This window comes from Pandoraea morbifera (assembly GCF_902459575.1).
Classification (GTDB): domain Bacteria; phylum Pseudomonadota; class Gammaproteobacteria; order Burkholderiales; family Burkholderiaceae; genus Pandoraea; species Pandoraea morbifera.
Map to the genome: position 1 here is coordinate 267533 of NZ_CABPSD010000006.1, position 20618 is coordinate 288150.

At 65.5% G+C, this 20618-nt stretch carries 17 protein-coding genes; 9 read left to right on the top strand and 8 right to left on the bottom strand.

What is annotated here, in order from left to right; translation table 11 throughout:
• The first annotated feature begins 96 nt into the window (after positions 1–96).
• The 4 genes from PMO31116_RS12770 (at position 97) to PMO31116_RS12785 (ending at position 2185) form a co-directional block, all read left to right on the top strand.
• On the top strand, positions 97–408 hold the full coding sequence (locus PMO31116_RS12770) for a DUF2818 family protein (RefSeq protein ID WP_150567083.1): 312 nt from the start codon (positions 97–99) through the stop codon (positions 406–408).
• 78 nt (positions 409–486) lie between these two features.
• The gene (locus PMO31116_RS12775; RefSeq protein WP_150567035.1) at positions 487–1080 is read left to right on the top strand and encodes an NUDIX domain-containing protein; all 594 of its coding nucleotides are present in this window, start codon (positions 487–489) and stop codon (positions 1078–1080) included.
• Between the two features lie 71 nt (positions 1081–1151).
• Positions 1152–1613: a DUF1178 family protein gene (locus PMO31116_RS12780; protein WP_150567036.1), complete on the top strand. Its 462-nt coding sequence runs from the start codon at positions 1152–1154 to the stop codon at positions 1611–1613.
• Positions 1614–1729: 116 nt separating this feature from the next.
• Positions 1730–2185, top strand: coding sequence for a MaoC family dehydratase (locus PMO31116_RS12785; protein WP_150567037.1), 456 nt, complete (start codon positions 1730–1732; stop codon positions 2183–2185).
• Positions 2186–2198: 13 nt separating this feature from the next.
• Here the strand turns inward: PMO31116_RS12785 and PMO31116_RS12790 are convergent, their stop codons facing one another.
• The 8 genes from PMO31116_RS12790 to PMO31116_RS12825 form a co-directional block, all read right to left on the bottom strand.
• Complete coding sequence (locus tag PMO31116_RS12790; protein WP_150567038.1) at positions 2199–7052, bottom strand: dermonecrotic toxin domain-containing protein; 4854 nt, start codon at positions 7050–7052, stop codon at positions 2199–2201.
• Between the two features lie 628 nt (positions 7053–7680).
• Positions 7681–8019, bottom strand: coding sequence for a YegP family protein (locus PMO31116_RS12795; protein WP_150567039.1), 339 nt, complete (start codon positions 8017–8019; stop codon positions 7681–7683).
• 446 nt (positions 8020–8465) lie between these two features.
• Positions 8466–9158: a glutathione binding-like protein gene (locus tag PMO31116_RS12800; RefSeq protein ID WP_150567040.1), complete on the bottom strand. Its 693-nt coding sequence runs from the start codon at positions 9156–9158 to the stop codon at positions 8466–8468.
• Positions 9159–9359: 201 nt separating this feature from the next.
• The gene (locus PMO31116_RS12805) at positions 9360–10613 is read right to left on the bottom strand and encodes an acyl-CoA dehydrogenase family protein (protein ID WP_150567041.1); all 1254 of its coding nucleotides are present in this window, start codon (positions 10611–10613) and stop codon (positions 9360–9362) included.
• A 113-nt stretch (positions 10614–10726) separates the two neighbouring features.
• Positions 10727–11824, bottom strand: coding sequence for a phosphotransferase (locus tag PMO31116_RS12810; protein WP_150567042.1), 1098 nt, complete (start codon positions 11822–11824; stop codon positions 10727–10729).
• Between the two features lie 98 nt (positions 11825–11922).
• Positions 11923–12639 (bottom strand): histidine phosphatase family protein, encoded by a 717-nt coding sequence (locus tag PMO31116_RS12815; RefSeq protein ID WP_174971266.1) that lies wholly within the window; start codon positions 12637–12639, stop codon positions 11923–11925.
• Between the two features lie 168 nt (positions 12640–12807).
• Positions 12808–13587, bottom strand: a complete 780-nt coding sequence (locus PMO31116_RS12820) for an oxepin-CoA hydrolase, alternative type (protein WP_023596626.1) — start codon at positions 13585–13587, stop codon at positions 12808–12810.
• A gap of 16 nt (positions 13588–13603) precedes the next feature.
• Positions 13604–15151: a 3-hydroxyacyl-CoA dehydrogenase gene (locus PMO31116_RS12825; protein WP_150567043.1), complete on the bottom strand. Its 1548-nt coding sequence runs from the start codon at positions 15149–15151 to the stop codon at positions 13604–13606.
• A gap of 507 nt (positions 15152–15658) precedes the next feature.
• Between PMO31116_RS12825 and PMO31116_RS12830 the strand changes: the two genes are divergently transcribed.
• The 5 genes from PMO31116_RS12830 (at position 15659) to PMO31116_RS12850 (ending at position 20452) form a co-directional block, all read left to right on the top strand.
• On the top strand, positions 15659–16315 hold the full coding sequence (locus PMO31116_RS12830; RefSeq protein WP_150567044.1) for a glutathione S-transferase family protein: 657 nt from the start codon (positions 15659–15661) through the stop codon (positions 16313–16315).
• A 173-nt stretch (positions 16316–16488) separates the two neighbouring features.
• Entirely contained in the window at positions 16489–17439 is a 951-nt protein-coding gene (locus PMO31116_RS12835) for a GlxA family transcriptional regulator (protein ID WP_150567045.1), read from the top strand.
• Between the two features lie 336 nt (positions 17440–17775).
• On the top strand, positions 17776–18534 hold the full coding sequence (locus tag PMO31116_RS12840) for an SDR family oxidoreductase (protein WP_150567046.1): 759 nt from the start codon (positions 17776–17778) through the stop codon (positions 18532–18534).
• 63 nt (positions 18535–18597) lie between these two features.
• Positions 18598–19839, top strand: a complete 1242-nt coding sequence (locus PMO31116_RS12845; RefSeq protein WP_150567047.1) for an MFS transporter — start codon at positions 18598–18600, stop codon at positions 19837–19839.
• A 73-nt stretch (positions 19840–19912) separates the two neighbouring features.
• Entirely contained in the window at positions 19913–20452 is a 540-nt protein-coding gene (locus PMO31116_RS12850) for a carboxymuconolactone decarboxylase family protein (protein WP_150567048.1), read from the top strand.
• The last annotated feature ends 166 nt before the right edge of the window (positions 20453–20618 follow it).

A 20618-nucleotide genomic window follows, 5' to 3' on the forward strand; every position in this document is an offset into this window, starting at 1 on the left:
GGTGCGGTGGTGCGGGTGGTCGGATCGACCGCGTCGCCGCCCGTCGAAAGAATGAACGAACGAAAGAACGGACTGACGGAGACAACAGCGATGGGCATGTCGGCAGGGGGTACGCTCGTGATTCTGCTGGCCTTGCTGGGGGCGAACCTGCCGTTCGTGAACCAGCGCCTGTTTGGCGTGATCGCGCTACGGCGTCGGGTCAAGCCATTGTGGTGGCGTCTGATCGAGATGGTGGTGGCGTACTTCGTAGTGGGGGCGCTGGGCTACCTGATCGAGGCCGGCATCGGCAATGTGTTCACGCAGGGATGGGAGTTTTACGCCGTGACGGCGAGTCTGTTCGTCGTGTTCGCGTTTCCGGGCTTCGTCTACCGGTATTTGTGGCGTCATCGACCGGCGGCTGCCGCCTGAGATGTCTGCTTCGCAAGACGCCGCCCATGGGGCGGCGTTTTGCTTTTGGAATCGCCAATTTTTTGCCGTGGAGGGCATATGACCCAACGTCTAGTCGACGACCAGCATCTGATCGAGTCGCGTCTCGCGACAGATACGGTGTACGAGGGCGCGTTTCTGACCATCAAGCGCGATACGGTGCGTTTGCCGGATGGCAAGCAGGCGGTGCGCGAATATACGACGCACCCGGGCGCGGTCATGGTGATTCCGCTGTTCGACGACGGGCAGGTGCTCATGGAGCGCCAGTATCGCTATCCGCTCGAGCGCGTGATGACGGAGCTGCCGGCGGGCAAGCTCGACGACGCCGAAGGCGGGCTGGCCTGCGGCCAGCGCGAGCTGCTCGAGGAGACTGGGTACCGGGCGGGACGCTGGGATTACCTCACGCGCATCCATCCGGTGATCTCCTATTCGACCGAGTTCATTGATATCTGGCTGGCGCGCGATTTGTCGCATGGCGAGCAAAAACTCGACGAAGGCGAGTTCCTGGACGTGTTCAGGATGCCCGCCACCGAATTGCTGCAATGGGTGCGCGACGGTCGCATCACGGACGTCAAAACGATCATCGGCGCGTTCTGGCTGGAAAAGATATTATCTGGAGTCTGGCAGCCGAACGAGCGTTCGCCGCTGCGCTGATTTCCGGTCATTTTTCGATCCCGCACCCGCGAGCGCCCGCACGACGCGAGCGGGAGGACATGCATTGCATCATGAAGGTTTTCGATCTGCGTTGTGCCCACGAGCACACCTTCGAGGGCTGGTTCGGCTCGGAGGACGACTATCTTTCGCAACAGGCGCGCGGGCTCGTCACGTGTCCGGTCTGTGGCGATACGGCGGTGGCACGCATGCCGTCGGCGCCACGATTGAACCTGTCTGGCGCCACGTCGCGTACCGAGCCGGTCCCGGCGGGCGACTCGCGGCCGCCGGTCGCGGTGGAGGCGCATCGCGCGTTGCAGACCCTCTGGATGAAGGCAGTGCGCCATGTGATCGCGAACACCGAGGACGTCGGCAGTCATTTCGCCGAAGAGGCGCGCAAGATCCATTATCAGGAAGCCCCGGAGCGCAACATTCGCGGCACTGCCTCGCGTGAAGAGGCGCAAGCGCTTGCCGAGGAAGGCATCGACATCATGGCGTTGCCTTTGCCCGACAGTGTGAAGGAAACGCTGCAATAGTCGCTTGGCTGTCTCGTATCGGTATCGAGATCAGTGTCCAGGAGGATTCGTTGCGCACGGAGCCTTGCACCCCACGCCCCGTGCATCGTTGCAGACACGAGAAGCAGGAGGATGGAATGACAGCGCTTGAGTATTACTTCGAAGACTTTTCCGTGGGCGACACTTTCGATCTCGGGGAATACACATTCACGGCCGAGGAGATCGTGCGCTTCGCCCAGCAGTTCGATCCGCAGCCCTTCCACATCGACGAAGCGGCCGGAGCGCAATCGCACTTCGGGGGCCTTGTGGCCAGCGGATGGCACACTTGCGGGATCATGATGCGGCTCAACGTCGACAAGCTGCTGTCGCGCTCGTCGAGCATGGGCTCGCCGGGGGTCGAGCAGATCGAATGGCTCAAGCCGGTGCGCCCGGGCGACACCCTCAGCGTGACGAGCAGCACGCTGGAAGTGCGCGAATCGAAGAGCCGGCCGGACCGGGGCATCGTGCGCCAGTTATGGACCGCCACCAACCAGCACGGTGAGGAAGTCTGCCGGTTTCGCGGCACGGGCCTGTACCGCAAGCGCGGCGCCTGAGCGCCAGCGTCTCTCACCCGGGCGCGGCACGCACGGTCTCCATCACCGTCTTGCCGCCGACGTCGACCTCGCCGAGCGCCTTGAGATGGGCGCGCCTGAGGGAGAATTGCCAGACGCCGCCGCCATCGAACGCCCGATACAGGCGGGCCAGGTCGTGTCGCTGAAGATGGGCGACAAAGGCGGCAACGGCATCCGCCGTGTGCGAAAACTCCGCCAATCCGAAATTGGGATCGTAGAAGGCGGCGTTGCCCGGCTGCACCATCACGGACAGGGAATGCGAGCGCGTGCTCACGATATAGGCGGCATGTGCCGGACCGCTGCGGATGGCATCGCTCAGCGAGCCGATGTCGCGCAGCCCGAGGTTCGTTTCCGCCGCACTGGCAGCCTCGTTGGAGTGCAGCTTCGCCAACTGCTGCCGCAATTCGAGCGCTTCGTTCGACTCGGGTGCGAGCACGGCGCGTTCGAGCTTGGCGATCAATTCGGCTTCCCGTCCCGTGTGCCGTGCCACGGCCATCAGACGCACCAGCGGTAGACAGAATCCCGTGTGACCGTCGCCGTTGGTGTTGACGTAGGCGGATTGTGGCAGTGCCGTGAACTGACCGCCGGCCGCGCGGACCTCGCTGGCAACGATGCGTGAGCTCATCGCCGCGCGCAGTGTCGCTTCGGCCCGTTCTGCCTCCTCGATCCTGCGCGAGAGAATACCAAGCAGCCTCGGATCGGTCAGCGACGGGTCGACGAAGTCCAGTTTGAGGAGTTCCGCCGGCGTGGCCGTGTCCGACGGCAATAGCGGACTTTGTTGCGCCTCACGGCGTCCGGCGGCAAAGGCGGTTCGATGCTCCAGCGATGCCGATTGGCGTTGTGCGGTGAGTTTCGAACGGTAACCGATATCCAGGAAGTTGCGATTCACGGCCTCGTGAAAGACAGTTTCCGGCGCTGCATGGGCGGCCGGCGAGACGGTTGGCGTGTCGTCGAGGTACCACTCGAAGTGTTCGTTCTGCCGAACCTGGGAGCCGGGCGTCCCTGGGCTTTTGACGTCGACCATCTTCCATGTTCGCTCCCGAGCGGAGTATTCGACGTCGAAGTACTTGTCCCCGGAGCGCAGCACCATGCCGTGCTCGCCGCGATAGAGGTTCGGCATGAGCCTGTGCAGGCGTCGCAGGGGCGTGGCCGTCACGAAGCGCTGCAAGCGGCTGCGCAAGGCGGCGTTGGCTGCGTAGTACCACCCAACGGGAATGCCGCACGCGCCGATAGCCAGTGAATTGACGGCGGCATTGCGAGTCCTCGGATCCTCGAAGGCGAGCGAAGTGGCGCCAATGAAAAAATTCCCCATCGAAACGGCCAGATGCATTTGTGTCATGCCGGGCAATGGGGTGCGCATGAACGTGCCCATGCCGGTAACGAAATTGGTGGCGGCCAGCCAGTGCAGGAGGCTGGCCAGACGCCCCTCGGCTTCACGCGGCGAGCCAGATCGGTTTTCGGTCTCGGCCCTCGCCCGGAGTGTGTGCCAGTAGGCCTCGAATGGGTCGAGACGGAATGGGGCGACGGATATTGCGAGTCCACCTGGCGGGACATGGGCGTCGGGCGTAGTGATGGCGAAGATGCCCGTGTCGCGCGCGTTGCGCCGATCGGCAAGCGTAAACGCACTGGCGAGCCGTTCGCGGCTGTCTGGGATACGAATCTGCCCGAGCAGCCAGTCGCGGAGCTGAGCGCTCGTCTCGAAGGCCGCTATCGTGCCGGGCAGCAGGTTCGGCGCATAGACGAGCCGCCAGCCGGAGTGTGCGTCGGCGAAGACCTGGATATCTGAGACAGCCGTGCCAACGCGTAGCCAACCCGTTTGGATACCCGCGGGTGAGGTGACCGGCGTGTCGATGCCACCGAGATCCAGTGTGTGCGACTGGCTGAGGCCGGACACCCGTTGCGCGATGTGCGCCGCCGGCGTGGGCAAACGGCCGTCCCGCGCTTGCACGAACGATTCGATGATGAACGCGCCTTTTAGCGATCGATATACGTCGTGCGAGCGCTGCGACCAGAATGTATCGAACAGATCGCATTGCTGGTTTACGAAGGCGTTCACGTCGATGGCCGCGAGCAGCGCGGCAGGTGTTAGTTGCCCGATGACCATCGATTTTGCCCCGACGGGATGCTCGTCCATGGAGAAAATCGCCACGGTGCGGGCGGGCAGCGTCGCTTGCCGGCTGCCGTTCGCCAGACCGGTCATCAGTTGCTGAAGGGAAGAGGTCTCGAGGCATTGCAATCGTCGGTGCGTGGCCGTGGCTGGCTGACCCGATGCCGACATGCCGCTGCGATAGATATGCAGATAGACGAGGGACGCATCGATCGCCACACCCGCCAGGCGATCGACGAGGTCAGCCATGTATTGCCCTGCACCCGCCTCGATATCGGGCAGGGCCGTCGACAGTTCCAGGCGCAACTGACCGAGCTGGCGCACTTGCCGCATCGTTGTGAGGTCGACCGTCAGACGATCGCTGCGTTTCAGCGCGTCGGGAGGGAATCTGTGCGGAAATCCGGTCTCGACGGGGGACGTGTCGCCGGCCGGTGTGGCATCGGTGCCGGTCGCGGCGCCCGACAGCCACGATATCCATTCCTCACTGCGACGATCGTCGAGCCGATGCGGCTCACTGCGGGCCTCGTCGCGACGGATCACGTCAACGCTGGTTTGCACGGACATCTGTAGAAGATCTTCCTGCCACGTTTGCAACGTAATGCGCCCGGGCGAGTTTTCCGCGGCGACGTTCTGCACGTCCAGGGGCAGGCGCCGCACGAGCTCGCGGTAAAGACGCGAAGTGTTGCCGCGCGCCAGGTCGGCAAGCAGGCTGTCCATGGACGCATACTCCCTGAGCGGCCAGTCGCTGCCAGGAACGACCATGAGTACGCGTTGCCGATGCCTTGTGAGCGTCGATGGACTCTCCGCGATTGCAAACATGCCGGCCGGGTGCACGGGCGTGTCCTGCCCGGGAAACTCGATCGCGACGCCGTATCCCTTGACGTGGCTCAGGGCGCTGTCGAACGACGCTGCGCGACGCGCCGAGCTGGGCGCGTACGCGACGATCTGCGCGAGGGCAAGCCCGTCGATGGAGAGCCGTCCGGCGTTGTAAGCGAGCACCGCCTCCTGTTCGAGCGCGTTCAGCGCACATTCGTATATCGAGGTCAGGCCCGCGGTATCGATGCTTGACGTTGCCATTGCCTTGAGGTTCGCGTTCCAGCGCGTCCGGCTCGCGCCGATGGCCGCGACGAAGCCGTCGACGGACAGACCGGGGAATTCGTCGGACGGCAAGGCATACGGATGCCCGGTGACATTGTGTGCGTAGATGCCGTACTCCAGCGTTGTGTCCCGCACCTTGTCGCGTCCCGCAAAGAACCGGGAGGCGGCTTCTGACAGCGTGATCGAGTCGAGCAGTCCCCGGCGTGCGAATGCGCCCGGGGGCAGATTCAGGTGCGCCGGCCGCGTGAAATATCGGAACCGGTTCAGATACAGCGCATCGGGGTCGAATGATGTCGTGTCGGGTGCGAGGTGTTGTGCCAGTTCCTCATGGAGCAACTTCCGCAGGTTCAGCATGGGCGCGAGGGTGTCCGAGATCCGCGTGCGCATTTCGTCGCGCTCGGTCTGGATGTCTGCGAGCGCGGTGAGGCGTTGTACGGCCTCCGATGGTTCCCAGGGGGCGCTTTTTGCGCCGTGCCTGACCGATGATGGGTGATGTGGGGCATGCCGTATCCGATGCGCGACGGCCTCGTCGGGCCAACTCGGTTCGGGAACAGGTGGCGAGGCGGGCGCGATCGCGTCAGCGGCAGGGAACCGCAGGGGATCGTGGGCGAGTGCCACTTGCCCGATCTGATTGGCGGCACTCACGAGCGACGCCAGGCACGCGTCCACGGCATTGCCGATGACCTCGCGCAAGGACAATGCGCCGGTGGAGGTCGCCGACAGGGGGGACTGCGCGTCGAGCGCGGAGGCCGTGGCGCTCGCCGAGCACGCGTACCTGGCGTGTGGACGAGGACCGGCACTGCCGGCATGCCACCCTTGTTGCTCCATTGCAAACGCTTCGGCGAAGCGAAGGTCCTGCGCGAATTGTCGCGACTGAAGCACGTGAAGCGGTTCGGCACGACCGATCTCCCGCGCGATCTGCGTCACGCCGGCGTAGGCGTAAAGCAATCCGGTGAGTGCACCCACCGCGCCGTGCCGTTCGAAGTGAAGCACGGGAGGCCCGGCGCTCATGTCTTGCGCGAGGGTGCATGCCCATTGGGCGGGGGCGCTCCCGTCGCAGCGGGGATCGTGGCCGCTGCCGGCGAGGATGAACCAGCGGAAGGCATCGCGCACGCGATGGACCCAACGGTCGCCGGGCGCATCGAAGTCTTGCGCCTGCGTGGCGATCTCGCGCGCCGCCGCTCGCTCGAACGCGCGCTGAATGCTGCGAAGATTGCGCTGCGAAGTCACTCGTCTCGCGATCTCTTCCAGCGTCTCGTAAGGACGGCGCGTTGCCAACGCCCCTTCCCATGACGCCGCAATGCCGCGAGACAGCTCGGGGAACGTGTTGAGCGCGTCGGCGAGTCGGTTGATATCGCCGTCGAGAAAGCGCGTGATGTCGCCCAAGGGCGTATCGCTGAGCAACAGAGGCAGGCTGGTGCGAATGCCGGCGTACCTCCCGTAGACGTCTTCCAGTGCCGATCTCCAGCGCAGCACTTCGGTGTGCGGCGTCGTCGTGTAGAGCGACTGGAGGACGTCGGCCCCGTTGGGCGCATCGAGCGGGCCGGCGGCCACGGTCGATGATCCGCAGGCGACAAGATCGGCGCGACGGTCGGTTGGCACCGAAATCGGCACGACTGATGGGTATGCGTTCAGACGAGGCATGCGATATCGGTTCCGGCGAGAGGGATCGGACGCTCGTGAACCGGCGACGGGGCACGGGCTGGGTTCGCGCCATGTTGGCGGCGCCTGCCCGGGCGGGACTACCAGATATCGCTTGCCTTCCGGCGACGACTGCCGGTACACCGATCCGGGCAAGTCCGCTAGACCTTCGCGGGGACGCGACGTATCGGGTAACTGTCAACGTTGACAGTTGTTCGCCGTGTTTGCGCACTCATGCCATGCAACGGCATCGAGTCGACAATCGGGAGGTGCCCATGACTATCGCATCGCGACGCGAAGCGACCGATGTGACCCCTTTCGAAGTGCGCATCGACTCTCACTCGGACAGGGCATACAACAACGGGCTGCGACAGGTGCTGGGTGCCGCGTGCGCCGGACTAAACGCCTGTCGTCTTCATGGAAAATTCCGGCCAGTCGCAGGGATTCGCCATCAGTCACCGGCGCCGAGGCGAGACCCACGGCATGCAAACATTCTGGGATTCAACTGGACATGCACCGGCTTGCATTTCGACGCGAGGCGAGTTCCGACGAGGCAAGTGGCGTCGTTTTTTTGGCTGACGACGTCCTGCTAAGCGCGGTGCAGTTGCCGGTGCCGCAATACCGCTACGGATCAGGTGTGCGACAGATCGCTCACCGACGCCGCAGGGGCATCGCGTTTGACTTGCGAGATGCCGTCCTCCATCTGCTCGGCGGTCGAGAACATCTGGCTCTGGCCGATGATCTCGCCGTTGCGGGCCTTGAGCACGAAATACGGTCGGCCGGACGTCGACGTCTTGCGCTCGAACCGGTGGTCGTCGACGGCGTTCTTGCGCACGGACTCGATGCCGTTTTGCGCCGACGCGCGCGCCTTGTAGGTCTCGGAGGAGAGAATGATCTGCCCGCTGTCGGCCAGCAGATGAAAGTGGAATTCCCCGTTGGGGCTGCGCTTGAGTTCGAACTTGCCTGACATATGTGGATCTCCCGGATCTTCCAAAAGCCAGCGGCGAGGAACTGCGAACGACTGGGGGACGGCGGCGCACGGCCAGCGCCGGACGCGGCCGACGCATGCAAATCGCGCCAGCCCGAAGCGATGGGAACCGGCTCGCCGGCTTCACCCTTGTCCGTAAGGCGTACGCACCGTGTGGACAGCGCCTAGATTAGCACCGCGCGCGCCCGGGCGAAACCGCACTTTGTTTCGAAGTGTAAACCCTGCCACGCGCCGCAGCGCTGCGGCGGCCAATCGCCGCCGACGTGCCGGTCGCGGATCGTCCGGCGATCCGCCGCCCCTGGCCGACGGAGCCCAGGCGGATCTCCGGCGGATATCAAGCGGATCTCGGGCGGATCGTCGGCCTGCCGCCGGCAGCGCTTCGCCTCGCGGCAGGCCAATCATCGTCCGTTCGTCGGTCCACGCGACGCTTATCGTCGCGCGTACTGCGTGGCACCGAACAGGATTTCACGGGCCTTGTCGTCCTGCAGCGGCTTACGGGCGTCGGCGAGCACTTTCACACCGCGCTGCACGGCCGGGCGCGCTTCGATCGCCTCGAACCATTTCTGCACATTGGGATAATCGGACAACTCCACGCCCTGATTTTTCCAGGAGCGCAGCCACGGCCAGATCGCGATGTCCGCGATGGTGTACATGTCGCCCGCCACATAGGGGTGTTGCCCCAGACGCTTGTCGAGCACCCCATAAAGCCGGCGCGCCTCGTTCGTGTAGCGCTTGATCGCGTAGTCGATCTTCTCCGGGGCGTAGATGCGGAAATGGTGCGCCTGGCCGAGCATCGGCCCCACGCCGCCCATCTGGAACATCAGCCATTCCAGCGTCTCGTACTTGCCGCGTACGTCCTCGGGAAGGAATCGTCCGGTCTTGCCCGCCAGATAGAGCAGGATGGCCCCGGATTCGAAGAGGGAGATCGGCTTGCCGTCGGGACCGTCCTCGTCGACGATGGCCGGGATCTTGTTGTTCGGGGAGATGGCGAGAAATTCGTCCTTGAACTGGTCGCCCGCTCCGATATCGACGGCATGGGCGTGGTACGGCAAGCCGCACTCCTCGAGCATGATGTGGACCTTGTGGCCATTCGGCGTGGCCCAGGAATAGACCTGAATCAATTGCGACTCCTCGTTGGGCCGTCTGGGGTGTCGCCGCGCGGGCGGACGACGGTCTCCCCGTCCGGCGCTGCGACGATCCCGCCAGGCGCCCGGCACGTGACGACACGGATGACGAAACAGGACGAGGGCGCGCATCAGGCACCCTCGGGAAAACTGCCCGGAAATTACACCACAGAACGTTTTTTTCTGCCGGGCGCGGGGTCAGCCTCGCGCATCGCCCGCCGAAGCGTTGCCGTCGGCCGTCATGTGGCGTGCCAGTTCCAGTTTGGCGATGGCGTTGCGATGCACCTCGTCGGGGCCATCGGCGAAGCGCAGCGTGCGTGCGCTCGCGTAGGCGTACGCGAGCGGAAAATCACCCGACAGGCCAGCCGCTCCGTGCGCCTGCATCGCCCAGTCGAGCACCTGACACGCCATGTTGGGCGCCACGACCTTGATCATGGCGATTTCGGCGCGCGCCGCCTTGTTGCCCACGGTATCCATCATGTACGCCGCCTTGAGCGTGAGCAGACGCGCCTGCTCGATCAGGCAGCGCGCCTCGGCAATGCGCTCGCGTGTGACGCCCTGCGCGGCGATCGGCTTGCCGAACGCCACCCGGGAGAGCGTGCGTTGGCACATGAGGGACAAGGCGCGCTCGGCCAGGCCGATGAGTCGCATGCAATGGTGGATGCGTCCGGGCCCGAGGCGGCCTTGCGCAATCTCGAAGCCGCGGCCCTCGCCGAGCAGGATGCTGCTGGCCGGGACGCGAACGTCGTCGAGCACGATTTCCATATGCCCGTGCGGCGCGTCGTCGTAACCGAACACGGTGAGCGGTCGCACGCGCGAGACGCCCTTCGCGTCCGCCGGCACCAGAATCATCGACTGCTGTGCGTGCTTCGGCGCGTCCGGGTCGGTCTTGCCCATCACGATATACAGCGCGCAGCGCGGATCGCCCGCACCGGTCGACCACCACTTGCGACCGTTGATGACATAGTCGTCGCCGTCGCGCCGAATCCGGCATTGCACATTGGTGGCGTCGGACGACGCCACGTCCGGCTCGGTCATGAGAAACGCCGACCGGATCTCGCCGCGCAGCAGCGGCTCCAGCCATTGCGCCTTCTGGGCGTCCGTGGCGTAGCGCTCCAGCGTTTCCATGTTGCCGGTGTCGGGCGCATTGCAATTGAACACCTCGGGCGCCCACGGCACCTGTCCCATGATCTCGCACAGTGGCGCGTATTCGACGTTCGTGAGGCCGGCGCCGCGCGCGGAGTCGGGCAGGAAGAGATTCCAGAGGCCCGCCGTCTGTGCCAGCGGCTTGAGGCGTTCGATGACCTGCGACGGTTGCCAGGCGTCGCCCTGACGCCGCGCGATGTCGATTTCCTCGAGATAGCGGCGCTCGTTCGGAAAGATGTGTTCATCGAAGAACGCGCTCAGACGCGCGCGCAACGCGTCGACTTTGGGGCTGTAGCTGAAATCCATGACGTCTCCGGTCAGTGGCGGACTATGGGTGCGAAGGGCATGCGAAGTCTTTGTAAATCAGGGTCGGTGCGGGCATCGAGCGGGCACGAAGCGTGTGAAGCCGCGGTGCGCCCTTACGCACGTTGCGCATCGCTGCGCTGGGCGTACTGCCAGGCGAGTTCGGCCATCGGGCGGGCGCGTCGGCCGGCGTCCAGCGCTTGTTGACTCGCGGCGGTACCGTCGCTCACGCGCTTCATGATGCCTTGCAGGATCGCCGCGATGCGGAACATGTTGTAGGCGAGGTAGAAGTTCCATTGCGACGGTCGCGCGATCCCCGTGCGCTCGCTGTAACGCGCCACATAGTCGGCTTCGTCGGGAATGCCCAGCGTCTCCCGATCCAGACCGGCAATGCCGCGAAACACGCCCGGACTGACATGCCAGGCCATGCAGTGGTAGCTGAAGTCGGCGAGCGGGTCGCCCAGCGTCGAGAGTTCCCAGTCGAGCACGGCAAGCACGCGCGGCTCGCTGGGATGGAAGATGAGATTGTCCAGCCGGAAGTCGCCGTGCACGATGGTGGTGCGCTCGGGCGAGTCGGTGGGCAAATGCTCGGGCAGCCACGCGATCAGGCGATCCATGGCGTCGATGGTCCCGGTCTCCGACGCGCGGTATTGCTTGCTCCATCGCGCAATCTGGCGGGCGATATAGTCGCCGGGCTTGCCGTACGATTCGAGGCCGATCGCCCGGTAGTCCACGCGGTGCAGCGCCGAGATCACCCGGTTCATTTCGTCGTAGATGGCGCCGCGTTCGGGCGCCGTCATGCCGGGCAGGGCCGGATCCCACAGGACACGCCCCTCGACGAAGTCCATCACGTAGAACGCGAGACCGATCACGCCTTCGTCCTCGCACAGACCGCGCATGCGCGCTACCGGCACATCGGTGCCGGCGAGCGCATCCATCACGCGATACTCGCGCTCGATGGCGTGCGCGGACGGCAGCAGTCTGGCCGCCGGCGCGGGCTTGGTGCGCAGCACGTACGCCGCGCCGGGGGTACTCAGGCGGTAGGTGGGATTCGATTGGCCGCCATTGAATTGCGTGATGGCGAGCGGCCCGGCGAAGCCGTCGACGTTCGCAACGAGCCAGCGCTCCAGCGCGGCGGCGTCGAAAGGCGCGCGCGAACCCAGGGCGCGCTCGCCCGCGAATGCGGAAAAGTCCTGTGGAAGCTCCTCGGCCATGCTGTCTCCTGCATTTCCGGTGCAACGTGGATCGGGACGATTGCTACGATTCGGTAACTCGACGACTACCCGGCGAGATGCGCCGCGTTCGGCCGCGCTCAGTCCCGCCGGCGTGTGCGCAGGAACGACGCGAAGATCTTCTCCATGACGGTGAGCCGGTTGTCGCGATGCAGCGGCTGCGGCGGCGCGAAGTTCATCAACCGTACCACCCAGTCCTGTGGCTTGTCGCCCACGTCGAGGGCGTTGATGCATGCGGGCGTCTGGGCGAGCTGCCCCAGGAATAGCCGTCCGTCCGGATGCATCGCATGCGAGAGAATCGCACGGTTCACGCCGCCGTGCAGCACCAGCAGCACGGTGTCCCACGATGGGTCGGCACGCAACTCCGCCAGGGGCGGCACCACGCGATCGAGCAGCTCTCTCACCGACTCGCCGTTCATGAAGCGGGTCTCTTCCGGTACCAGGCCGTCGAAGGCACTCAGGAACGCCTGCGCCAACTCGGCCGGCGGCACGTCGGCAAGACTGCCCGCGCGAATTTCCTGCCAGCAGGTCCACGTCTCGATATCGATCCGCTGCCCCGTCTCGGCCAGCACGCGCTCGGCGGTCTCGCGCGTGCGCGGCAGGCCGCTCACGATCACGCGGTCGAAACGGATATTCTCGGCGGCGAACGCTCGGCCGGCGGCGCTTGCCTGCTCACGGCCAAGGGCGTTCAGGGGGACGGTGTCGGCGTCGACGGGCTTGCCGCTGTCGTCGAAATAGGTCACGTCGCCGTGGCGCATCAGATAGATGCGGCGACGCGCGGGCGGAGTGAAAGTCAGCGGGCCGGCGGCGGTGCCGGGGTGGCCGAGAGCGCTCATGCGGTCAATCTCCTGAACGGGGTATGGGGATATACCGGTGTCCGCCACCCCGGGGTGGCGGACGCGCGTGGGACGACGGCGGGGGAGCACGGGGCGCCCGTGCCGCCCGCGCCGTCGTCGTTCGCGCGATCAGGTGTATTTTGCCGGACGTTTCTCGAGGAAGGCACTGATGCCTTCCAGACCGTCTGCATGGTGCAGGGATGCGACGAAGTTGTCGCGCTCGGCCCCGAGTTGCGAGGTGAGGGAATCGCTGGCACCGCTCTCGATGAGCGACTTGATACGGCCTACGGCGTTCGGCGAGAGCTGCGCGAGATCGGTAGCCCAGTTCAGGGCTTCGGCGCGTGCCTGACCCGGCGCGACCACGCGGTTGACCACACCCGCGGCCGCCAGACGCGACGCAGCCACCGGCTTGCCCTCGAGCAGGATCTCGGTGGCCAGCGCCCGCGGCAGGGCTTGCGAGAGAAACCACGAGCCACCGCCGTCGGGGGTGAGGCCGACCTTGACATACGCCATCACGAACTTGGCGTTGTCGGCCGCCACGAGCAGATCGCAGGCAAGGGCGAGTGAGAAGCCCGCGCCCGCGGCGGCGCCTTCGACGGCGGCGATGACCGGCTTCGGACAGGCGCGCAGTGCTTCGATCCACTCGGCCAGCGCGTCGATGCTCGCGGCCTGCACGGACGGGTCTTTCTGCCGGTTCTCGAGCAGACGGTTGAGATTGCCACCGGCGCAGAAGAAGTTGTCGGCACCGGTGATCACCACCGCACGGATCGACGAATCGCGCTCGGCCGTGGCCAGCGCCTCGACGCCCGCGGCGTACATGTCCGGATGCAGCGCGTTGCGCGCTCCGGGGTTGGACAGCGTCAGCACCAGCGTATGGTCGATGCGTTCGGCAAGCAGTTCGGCGCTCATGGGGCGAATCTCCGGATCACTGTTCTTCGGTGAGCAGCGACACGCCGAGTTGCGCGCGGCGCGTGAGCCACGGCGACGGACGATAGCGCGGGTCGCCGTAGAACGATTGCAGATTGCGCAGCACCGTGAGCAACTGGCGCGCGCCCACGGCGTCGCCCAGCGCGAGCGGTCCCTTGGCGTAGCCCAGACCCAGCGTCACCGCCCGGTCGATATCGCCCGGCGAGGCAATGCGCTGCTGTGCGATGTCCGCACCGATGTTGACGATCGTGGCGATCACCCGTTGGGCGACGAATCCGGCCGAGTCGCGAATCACGGTCACCGGCGTGCCATCATGCGCGAACAGTGCGTGTGCCGCGTCGCGCGCGTCGACCGTGGTCACGGGCGTGGTCATCAGCGTGTGACGCTTGGCGCCCGCGAGCGGCAGCAGCGTGTCGACAGCTACGGTGCGCGTGGCGTCGAGGCCCTGTTCGACCGCGCATGTCGTCGCATCGAGGCCGAGAGGGGTGACGACGATCAACGCCGAGTCCGACGGCTTGTCACCGGCTTCGATGGTCACGCCCGTGGCACCTAGCAACTCCACCACGGCCGCGAAGCCGCGCGAATCGGCACGGCTTACCCACACGCTCGCCGGCAGTGTTTTCGGTGCGCTGGCCTCGGGCGGCACCTGCTGTTTGCCGTCGACATAGCGGTAGAAACCTTCACCGACCTTGCGTCCGAGCAGGCCACCGGCGAAACGCACCGCCGTGATCGGGGACGGGCGGAAGCGGGCTTCTTCATAGAACTGGTGATAGATCGATTCCATCACCGGGTGCGAAACGTCGAGCGCCGTGAGGTCGAGCAGCTCGAACGTGCCGAGACGGAAGCCGGCCTGCTCGCGCAGGATACGGTCGATGTCCGCGAAGCTCGCAATGCCCTCGCTGGCCACGCGCAGGCCTTCGGTGTTCATGCCTCTACCGGCGTGATTGACGATGAAGCCCGGCATGTCCTTGCAGCGTACGGCGGTGTGGCCCATTCGACGACCCAGCGCGAGCAGGGCGTCGCCGACCTCGGGCGCGGTGCGCAGCCCGTCGATGACCTCGACGACCTTCATGAGCGGGACCGGATTGAAGAAGTGGTAGCCGGCCACGCGCTCCGGGCGCTCGCAGGCCGCGGCAATGGCCGTGATCGAGAGCGACGACGTGTTCGATGCGAGGATCGCATCGGGCGCCACGATGCCTTCGAGCGAGCGAAACAGATCGCGCTTGATCTCGAGCTTCTCGATGATGGCTTCGACCACGAGCTGGCAGTCGGCCAGATCCTCTAGCGCGCCGCAGGCCTGCAAACGCCCCATCGTCGCCTCGACACTCGACGCCTCGATCTTGCCCTTCGCGGCAAGCTTGTCGAGCGTGTCACGCAGCGCGTCCAGCGCGGCCTGCACGGCCTTCGCGTTGGTGTCGTAGAGCTTGACGCGCAGTCCGGCCTGCGCGGCGATCTGGGCGATGCCCCGGCCCATGGCGCCTGCGCCGACGATGCCCAATACGTCGATGGTCGTGCCGGAGGAGGGGGATGCGGAGGATGCAGTCATTCGGAGTGTCTCGAGGTTGGTGTCGATTGTCGTCGATCGAAATCGTCATGCAGGTACGGTCGCGCCGCTGGAACGGCATCGCAAGGACGTCGTGGGGGACGCCACGCGAACGTGACTCGTCATTCTATCGTCCGACCGGTCGGTCGGGAAATGAATTTCCTGCCGAGTTCGCGACTAATGCAAACCGATGCGCCTGATGCGTTGCCGCTATTGTCGCTGATCTGGCGCACGCTGCCAGCGCTTGTTCCGCTGCGCGGTCGGCCCGCGCAATGGGCACGCCATCGGCTTTAGGGCCGCTGCCGCCGGATTTCGGGACACGTCGTCACGCCAGTGCTTCGCGAATGGACCCGTGATGCCGGTACACTTCGGTTTGCCGCCGGTCGCGTCCGGCCGCTAACGAGCCGTCGCCCTGAGGGCGACAGCGCATCTGTGACGCATCATGAACATCGCGCACCCCGCCTGGCGCCTCGAAGCCGAAGGCGCCAGCAGTGCCGCATGGGAGACATCATGTTGAAGCTGTACGGATTTCCTATCAGCAACTACTACAACAAGGTCAAGGTTGTGTTGTACGAGAAGGGCGTGCCCTTCGAGGAATCGGAGTCCATTCCGAGCCAGGAAGAGCCGCTGCTGCAATGCTCGCCGCTTGGCAAGGTGCCGTATCTGCAAACCGAGCATGGCTATCTGGCGGAATCGCAGGTGATCTGCGATTACCTGGACGCGACGCATCCGTCGCCTGCCTTGTTCTCGGCCGATCCGTGGCGGCAGGCCAAGGAGCGCGAACTGCTCACGATGCTGGAACTGCATCTGGAGTTGGTCGTGCGCGACGTGTACACGCAGGCGTTCTTCGGCGGCACGGTGTCGGAAGGCACGCGCTCGCGCACGGAAAAGCTGCTGCGCCGCAATATCGCGGCCTTCAAGCGCCTGGCGAAGTTCGCACCCTACGTGGCGGGCGACACCTTCACGATGGCGGACATCGCCGCGGCCATCCATTTGCCGATTCTCGGCATGGCGACGCAAGCGGTGTACGGCGAAGACTTCCTGCAGACCGCCGGCATCGACTGGAAGGCCTATGCCAAGCTGATGGCCGAGCGTGAGTCGTTCCAGCGCATGCGCGCGGAGCAGAAGGCATATCAGCAAGCGCAGAAGGAGAAGGCGGCGAAGTAACGTCGTCGGGGCGTGGGTCGCCAAAGGACACGGGCCGCCATCGGTTCATGCGTCGGCTGCGCAGATTGCTGACACGAGGGCGGCATTTCCAGCCATTGGCGGCCAACGCGCCACACAGCCGAGCACTTCGGTGGCAGGATGGGGCTGATCCGGCATTTCAGGAAGGGAAAGCGATGCGACAGGTGGGCCTGATTCTCGAAGATGGCTTTCAACTCATGGGGCTGGCCGCGTTGACGGCCTTCGAACTCGCCAACGCCGAATTGGGCGCGCAGGGCTATCGTCTGACGATATTGTCCGAGCGCGGCGGTACGATCCGCTCGTCGATGAACGCGGGGATCGAAACGGTGCCCATCGGGGTCATGCCCGATACGCTCATGGTGGCAGGGGAACTGCTGCCCCAGGAAGTCTCGCCCGGGCTGAACGATTACGTCGCCCGAGCCGGTGACGAGGCACGCCGGGTAGCGGGGGTGTGCACCGGCGCCTTCGTCCTGGCCCAGGCGGGCCTGCTCGACGGCCGCGCAGCCACCACGCACTGGGCACATGCGCGCACGCTGCAGGCGCGCTTTCCAAAAGTGCGCGTTGACGAGGACCGCATCTTCATCCGCGATGGCAACATCTGGACGTCGGCCGGCATGTCCTCGGCCATCGACCTCACGCTGGCCCTGCTCGAAGACGACCATGGCCCGGCGCTGTCGCGCGCCATCGCGCGAAAGCTGGTCGTGTACCACCGCCGGCCAGGCGGCCAATCCCAGTTCTCGGCGATGCTGGAACTGGAACCACGCTCGGATCGGGTCCGACGGGCCCTGGCGTATGCGCGCGAGAACCTGCGCAACGCGCTCTCCGTCGAGGAACTGGCCGACGCCGCCAGTCTGTCCCCGCGTCAGTTCAGCCGGGTGTTTCGGGAGGAAACCGGGCAATCCCCCGCCAAGGCGGTGGAGATGTTGCGCCTGGAGGCGGCGCGCGCGATGCTCGAGAATGGCCGGCATCCCCTCGACATCGTTGCGCGCGACACCGGTTTCGCCGATCGGGATCGCATGCGACGCGCATTTTTGCGCAGCTACGGTCAACCGCCCGCCAGCCTCAAACGCCACCTGAAGCTGATGGAAGGCGGCGAGGCGGCGTGACCGGATAGGCCGTCACGCCGTCATTCAGGCCAACCTGTCAACGGTGCGCCCGCCTGCATCGCCGCCCGATGCGTGACGTCCTTTTCCACCTCGATCGGGGAAACCGGAAGGACCGTCGCGCCTCCTTGTAATCCGTCCTTCTCCTGCGGCATTCGCGATCTTTCGAACGTTCTTGTCGGCCCGGCTGCCCAGCCGGGCTTTTTTTGTGTTCGCGTCGCCTGATGGTGGCAATGTCCGTTATCGACGGTTATATGTCATTTGAGACTTTTCGCCGAACGCGCATAGTGCATCCATCGACAAACAGCGCCGGTGCGGCGCACGACAAGGAAGACAATCATGCAAACGACCGGCAACACGATTTTCATCACGGGCGGCACCTCCGGCATCGGCCGCGCGCTCGCAGAGCAGTTCCACGCGCTGGGCAATAAAGTGATCATTGCCGGCCGCCGTCAGGCCTTGCTCGACGAAGTCGCCGCCGCCCATCCGGGCATTGACGGCGTGGCGCTCGACATCTCGGATGCAGCCGACATCGACCGCGTGGCCGCGCAACTGATCCGCGACTACCCGACACTGAACGTACTCATCAACAACGCCGGCATCATGCCGTTCGACGACGCGTCCGGCCGGATCGACGACGCTGTCTCGCGGCGCATTCTGGATACCAACCTGCTGGGCCCCATCCGCCTGACCTCGGCGCTGGTCGAACACCTCAAGGCACAGCCGCGCGCCACCATCATCCACAACACATCGATCCTCGCGTACGTGCCGATCGCCACCAATGCCGTGTATTCGGCCTCGAAGGCGGCGCTCCATTCCTTCGCGCTGTCACAGCGCTTCATGCTCAAAGGCACCAGCGTGTCCGTGCAGGAAATCGCGCCGCCGTGGGTGGACACCGACCTGATCAAGAAGAGCGGCGATCCGCGTGCCATGCCGCTCGACGCCTTCATCGCCGAGACCATGAAGGGCCTGGCGACCGATGCGCCGGAGGTCTTTGTCGAGGCGGTTCGCGCGTTGCGCGACAACCCCGGCCTGGGCGAGCACGCCCTGGTCGACGGCTTCAACGCCGAGATCGCCGCCAACCCGATTCCGGTCTGACACGACCACGCAATCACCCGGGCCTGCTGCCGAGCGGGCCCGCTTCCCTCGGAGACCCGCGCCATGGCCGCGTCGCTTGCCCTGAATACCCGTGCCAACCTGCTTCCCGCCGGCTTTCTGGCCCTTGGCACCTTCGCCATCGGCACGGAAGGTTTCATGATCGCGCCATTGCTGCCGGTCATGGCGCGCGATTTCGCCATGCCGGTCCCGAAGGTGGCGTTGCTGGTCGTCGTATTCACGTTGGTGCTGGCGCTGTCCTCACCGATCGCCACCGTGGCCACCGGTCGGATGGCCCGCAAGCGGGTGCTGCTGCTGGCCATGTCGCTCTTTGCCATCGGCAATGCCGCCGCGGCGGTGTCGTCTTCGTTCGCCGTACTGCTCGGCGCTCGCGTGCTGATGGCCGTTGCCGCGGGCCTCTATGTGCCGGCGGCCAACGGGCTGGCCGGCGTCATCGTGGCCCCCGGGATGCGCGGCCGGGCCCTGGCCATCGTCAGCGCAGGGCAGACACTGGCCATTGCGCTGGGACTGCCGCTGGGCGGTGTGATCGGCCACGCTTTCGGTTGGCGGGCGACGTTCGGGCTGGTCGGCGCGATGAGCGCCATGGCAATCGTGGGAATCGCGGCGGGCATCGCACGCGAGGCGGGGCAGGGTGTCGCGGTGGCGAGCCTGCGCGAGCGCGTGTCGGTGACACGCCAACGTGCCATTCAGCGCCTGCTGGCCGTAAGCCTTTTCTGGGCCATCGGCGCGTTTGCCGTATATCCGTACATCGCCGAATACCTGGCGGCCGTTCTCGACTTCGATCCGAATGCGGTGACCGCCACGGTCTCGCTTTGGGGGCTGGCGGCGGCCGCCGGTGTGATGACCGGAGGTGTGTTCAATGACCGGTTCGGTGCCGAACGCGTGGTGCGTGCCTCGCTGGTGCTGCTCGGTCTTTCGTTCCTGGCACTGGCTGTCGCGTCCCGGCTGCCTGCGCGTATTGCTCTTTTGCCGGTACTCGTTGCTGTCGCGTCATGGGGCTTCACTGTCTGGTCGTTCTTTCCGGCTCAGATGTCGCGCCTGATTGGCGCCGGCGCTCCGGGGCAGGCAACCGTCGCCCTGGCGCTCAATACATCGACCATGTACTTCGGCTTCTCGATTGGCAGCGCCCTGGGCGCACTCGTATTGGGGACCGGCGCCCTCTGGGGCATCGGCATCGTCGCGGCACTTGCCGAAGCCATTGCCCTCGGCCTGAACGCCCGACGCGGGACATGGCCCCAGGCCGCGAAGTCCGCCCACTTGAGCGCAACGACCGGGTTGGATGGTTGACCCCACCGATTTTCAACGTCTTCGCCAGGCGATGGGTTCGCTGGCGAAGCCCTTCTCGAAAGGAAACGCCGTAATGACTTCACGTATTCAGACGCCCGCCGCCACCGACGCTTCGGGCAACACCGCCGACGTTTTCGCCGCGATCCGCAAGGCCGTTGGTATGGTGCCGAACGCCTACGCCGCCATCGGCGCCCTGAACACGCCCGCGCTGCAGGCGATGCTTTCCGCCGATGCGGTCCTCTCCCGTGGAACACTGTCGGCGCAGGAACGCGAAACCGTCAAGCTGGTGGTGAGCGCCGTGGCCGGTTGCGACTATTGCGTGGCGGCACACAGCCTTGCCGCCAAGGCCTCCGGAATTCCGGCCGACGGGGTTCGAGCCATCCGGTCATTGGCGCCCACGGGCGATGCGCGCCGGGATGCCCTGGCCAGATTCGTCCGCGTGCTTCAGGAAAGCCGGGGAACGCTTGCGCCACAGGAGTTCGAGGCATTTCGCGCGGCGGGTTTTGGTCACGAGGCCGTCGTCGACGTTGCGCTGGCGATCGCGATCATCACGTTCACGAACGTATTCAATCGCGTGAACGACACCACCGTGGACTTCCCTGCGTTGAAGTAAGGTGATCGGCCTGCCTGTCGATACTCCGTCTGCCGGTCGGCAACCGGCCGGCGAACGGAGGTCTCGCGGAGTCAAGCAGGGGCAAGCAGGGTCAAGCAGGGTCAAGCAGGGTCAAGCAGGGTCAAGCAGGGTCAAGCAGGGTCAAGCAGGGTCAAGCAGGGTTAAG

Excerpts from the sequence above, each read along its gene's own strand:
- PMO31116_RS12770 (WP_150567083.1), top strand. The coding sequence starts at position 97 with ATGTCGGCAGGGGGTACGCTCGTGATTCTGCTGGCCTTGCTGGGGGCG.
- PMO31116_RS12775 (WP_150567035.1), top strand. The coding sequence starts at position 487 with ATGACCCAACGTCTAGTCGACGACCAGCATCTGATCGAGTCGCGTCTC.
- PMO31116_RS12780 (WP_150567036.1), top strand. The coding sequence starts at position 1,152 with ATGAAGGTTTTCGATCTGCGTTGTGCCCACGAGCACACCTTCGAGGGC.
- PMO31116_RS12785 (WP_150567037.1), top strand. The coding sequence starts at position 1,730 with ATGACAGCGCTTGAGTATTACTTCGAAGACTTTTCCGTGGGCGACACT.
- PMO31116_RS12790 (WP_150567038.1), bottom strand. The coding sequence starts at position 7,052 with ATGCCTCGTCTGAACGCATACCCATCAGTCGTGCCGATTTCGGTGCCA.
- PMO31116_RS12795 (WP_150567039.1), bottom strand. The coding sequence starts at position 8,019 with ATGTCAGGCAAGTTCGAACTCAAGCGCAGCCCCAACGGGGAATTCCAC.
- PMO31116_RS12805 (WP_150567041.1), bottom strand. The coding sequence starts at position 10,613 with ATGGATTTCAGCTACAGCCCCAAAGTCGACGCGTTGCGCGCGCGTCTG.
- PMO31116_RS12810 (WP_150567042.1), bottom strand. The coding sequence starts at position 11,824 with ATGGCCGAGGAGCTTCCACAGGACTTTTCCGCATTCGCGGGCGAGCGC.
- PMO31116_RS12820 (WP_023596626.1), bottom strand. The coding sequence starts at position 13,587 with ATGAGCGCCGAACTGCTTGCCGAACGCATCGACCATACGCTGGTGCTG.
- PMO31116_RS12825 (WP_150567043.1), bottom strand. The coding sequence starts at position 15,151 with ATGACTGCATCCTCCGCATCCCCCTCCTCCGGCACGACCATCGACGTA.
- PMO31116_RS12830 (WP_150567044.1), top strand. The coding sequence starts at position 15,659 with ATGTTGAAGCTGTACGGATTTCCTATCAGCAACTACTACAACAAGGTC.
- PMO31116_RS12835 (WP_150567045.1), top strand. The coding sequence starts at position 16,489 with ATGCGACAGGTGGGCCTGATTCTCGAAGATGGCTTTCAACTCATGGGG.
- PMO31116_RS12840 (WP_150567046.1), top strand. The coding sequence starts at position 17,776 with ATGCAAACGACCGGCAACACGATTTTCATCACGGGCGGCACCTCCGGC.
- PMO31116_RS12845 (WP_150567047.1), top strand. The coding sequence starts at position 18,598 with ATGGCCGCGTCGCTTGCCCTGAATACCCGTGCCAACCTGCTTCCCGCC.
- PMO31116_RS12850 (WP_150567048.1), top strand. The coding sequence starts at position 19,913 with ATGACTTCACGTATTCAGACGCCCGCCGCCACCGACGCTTCGGGCAAC.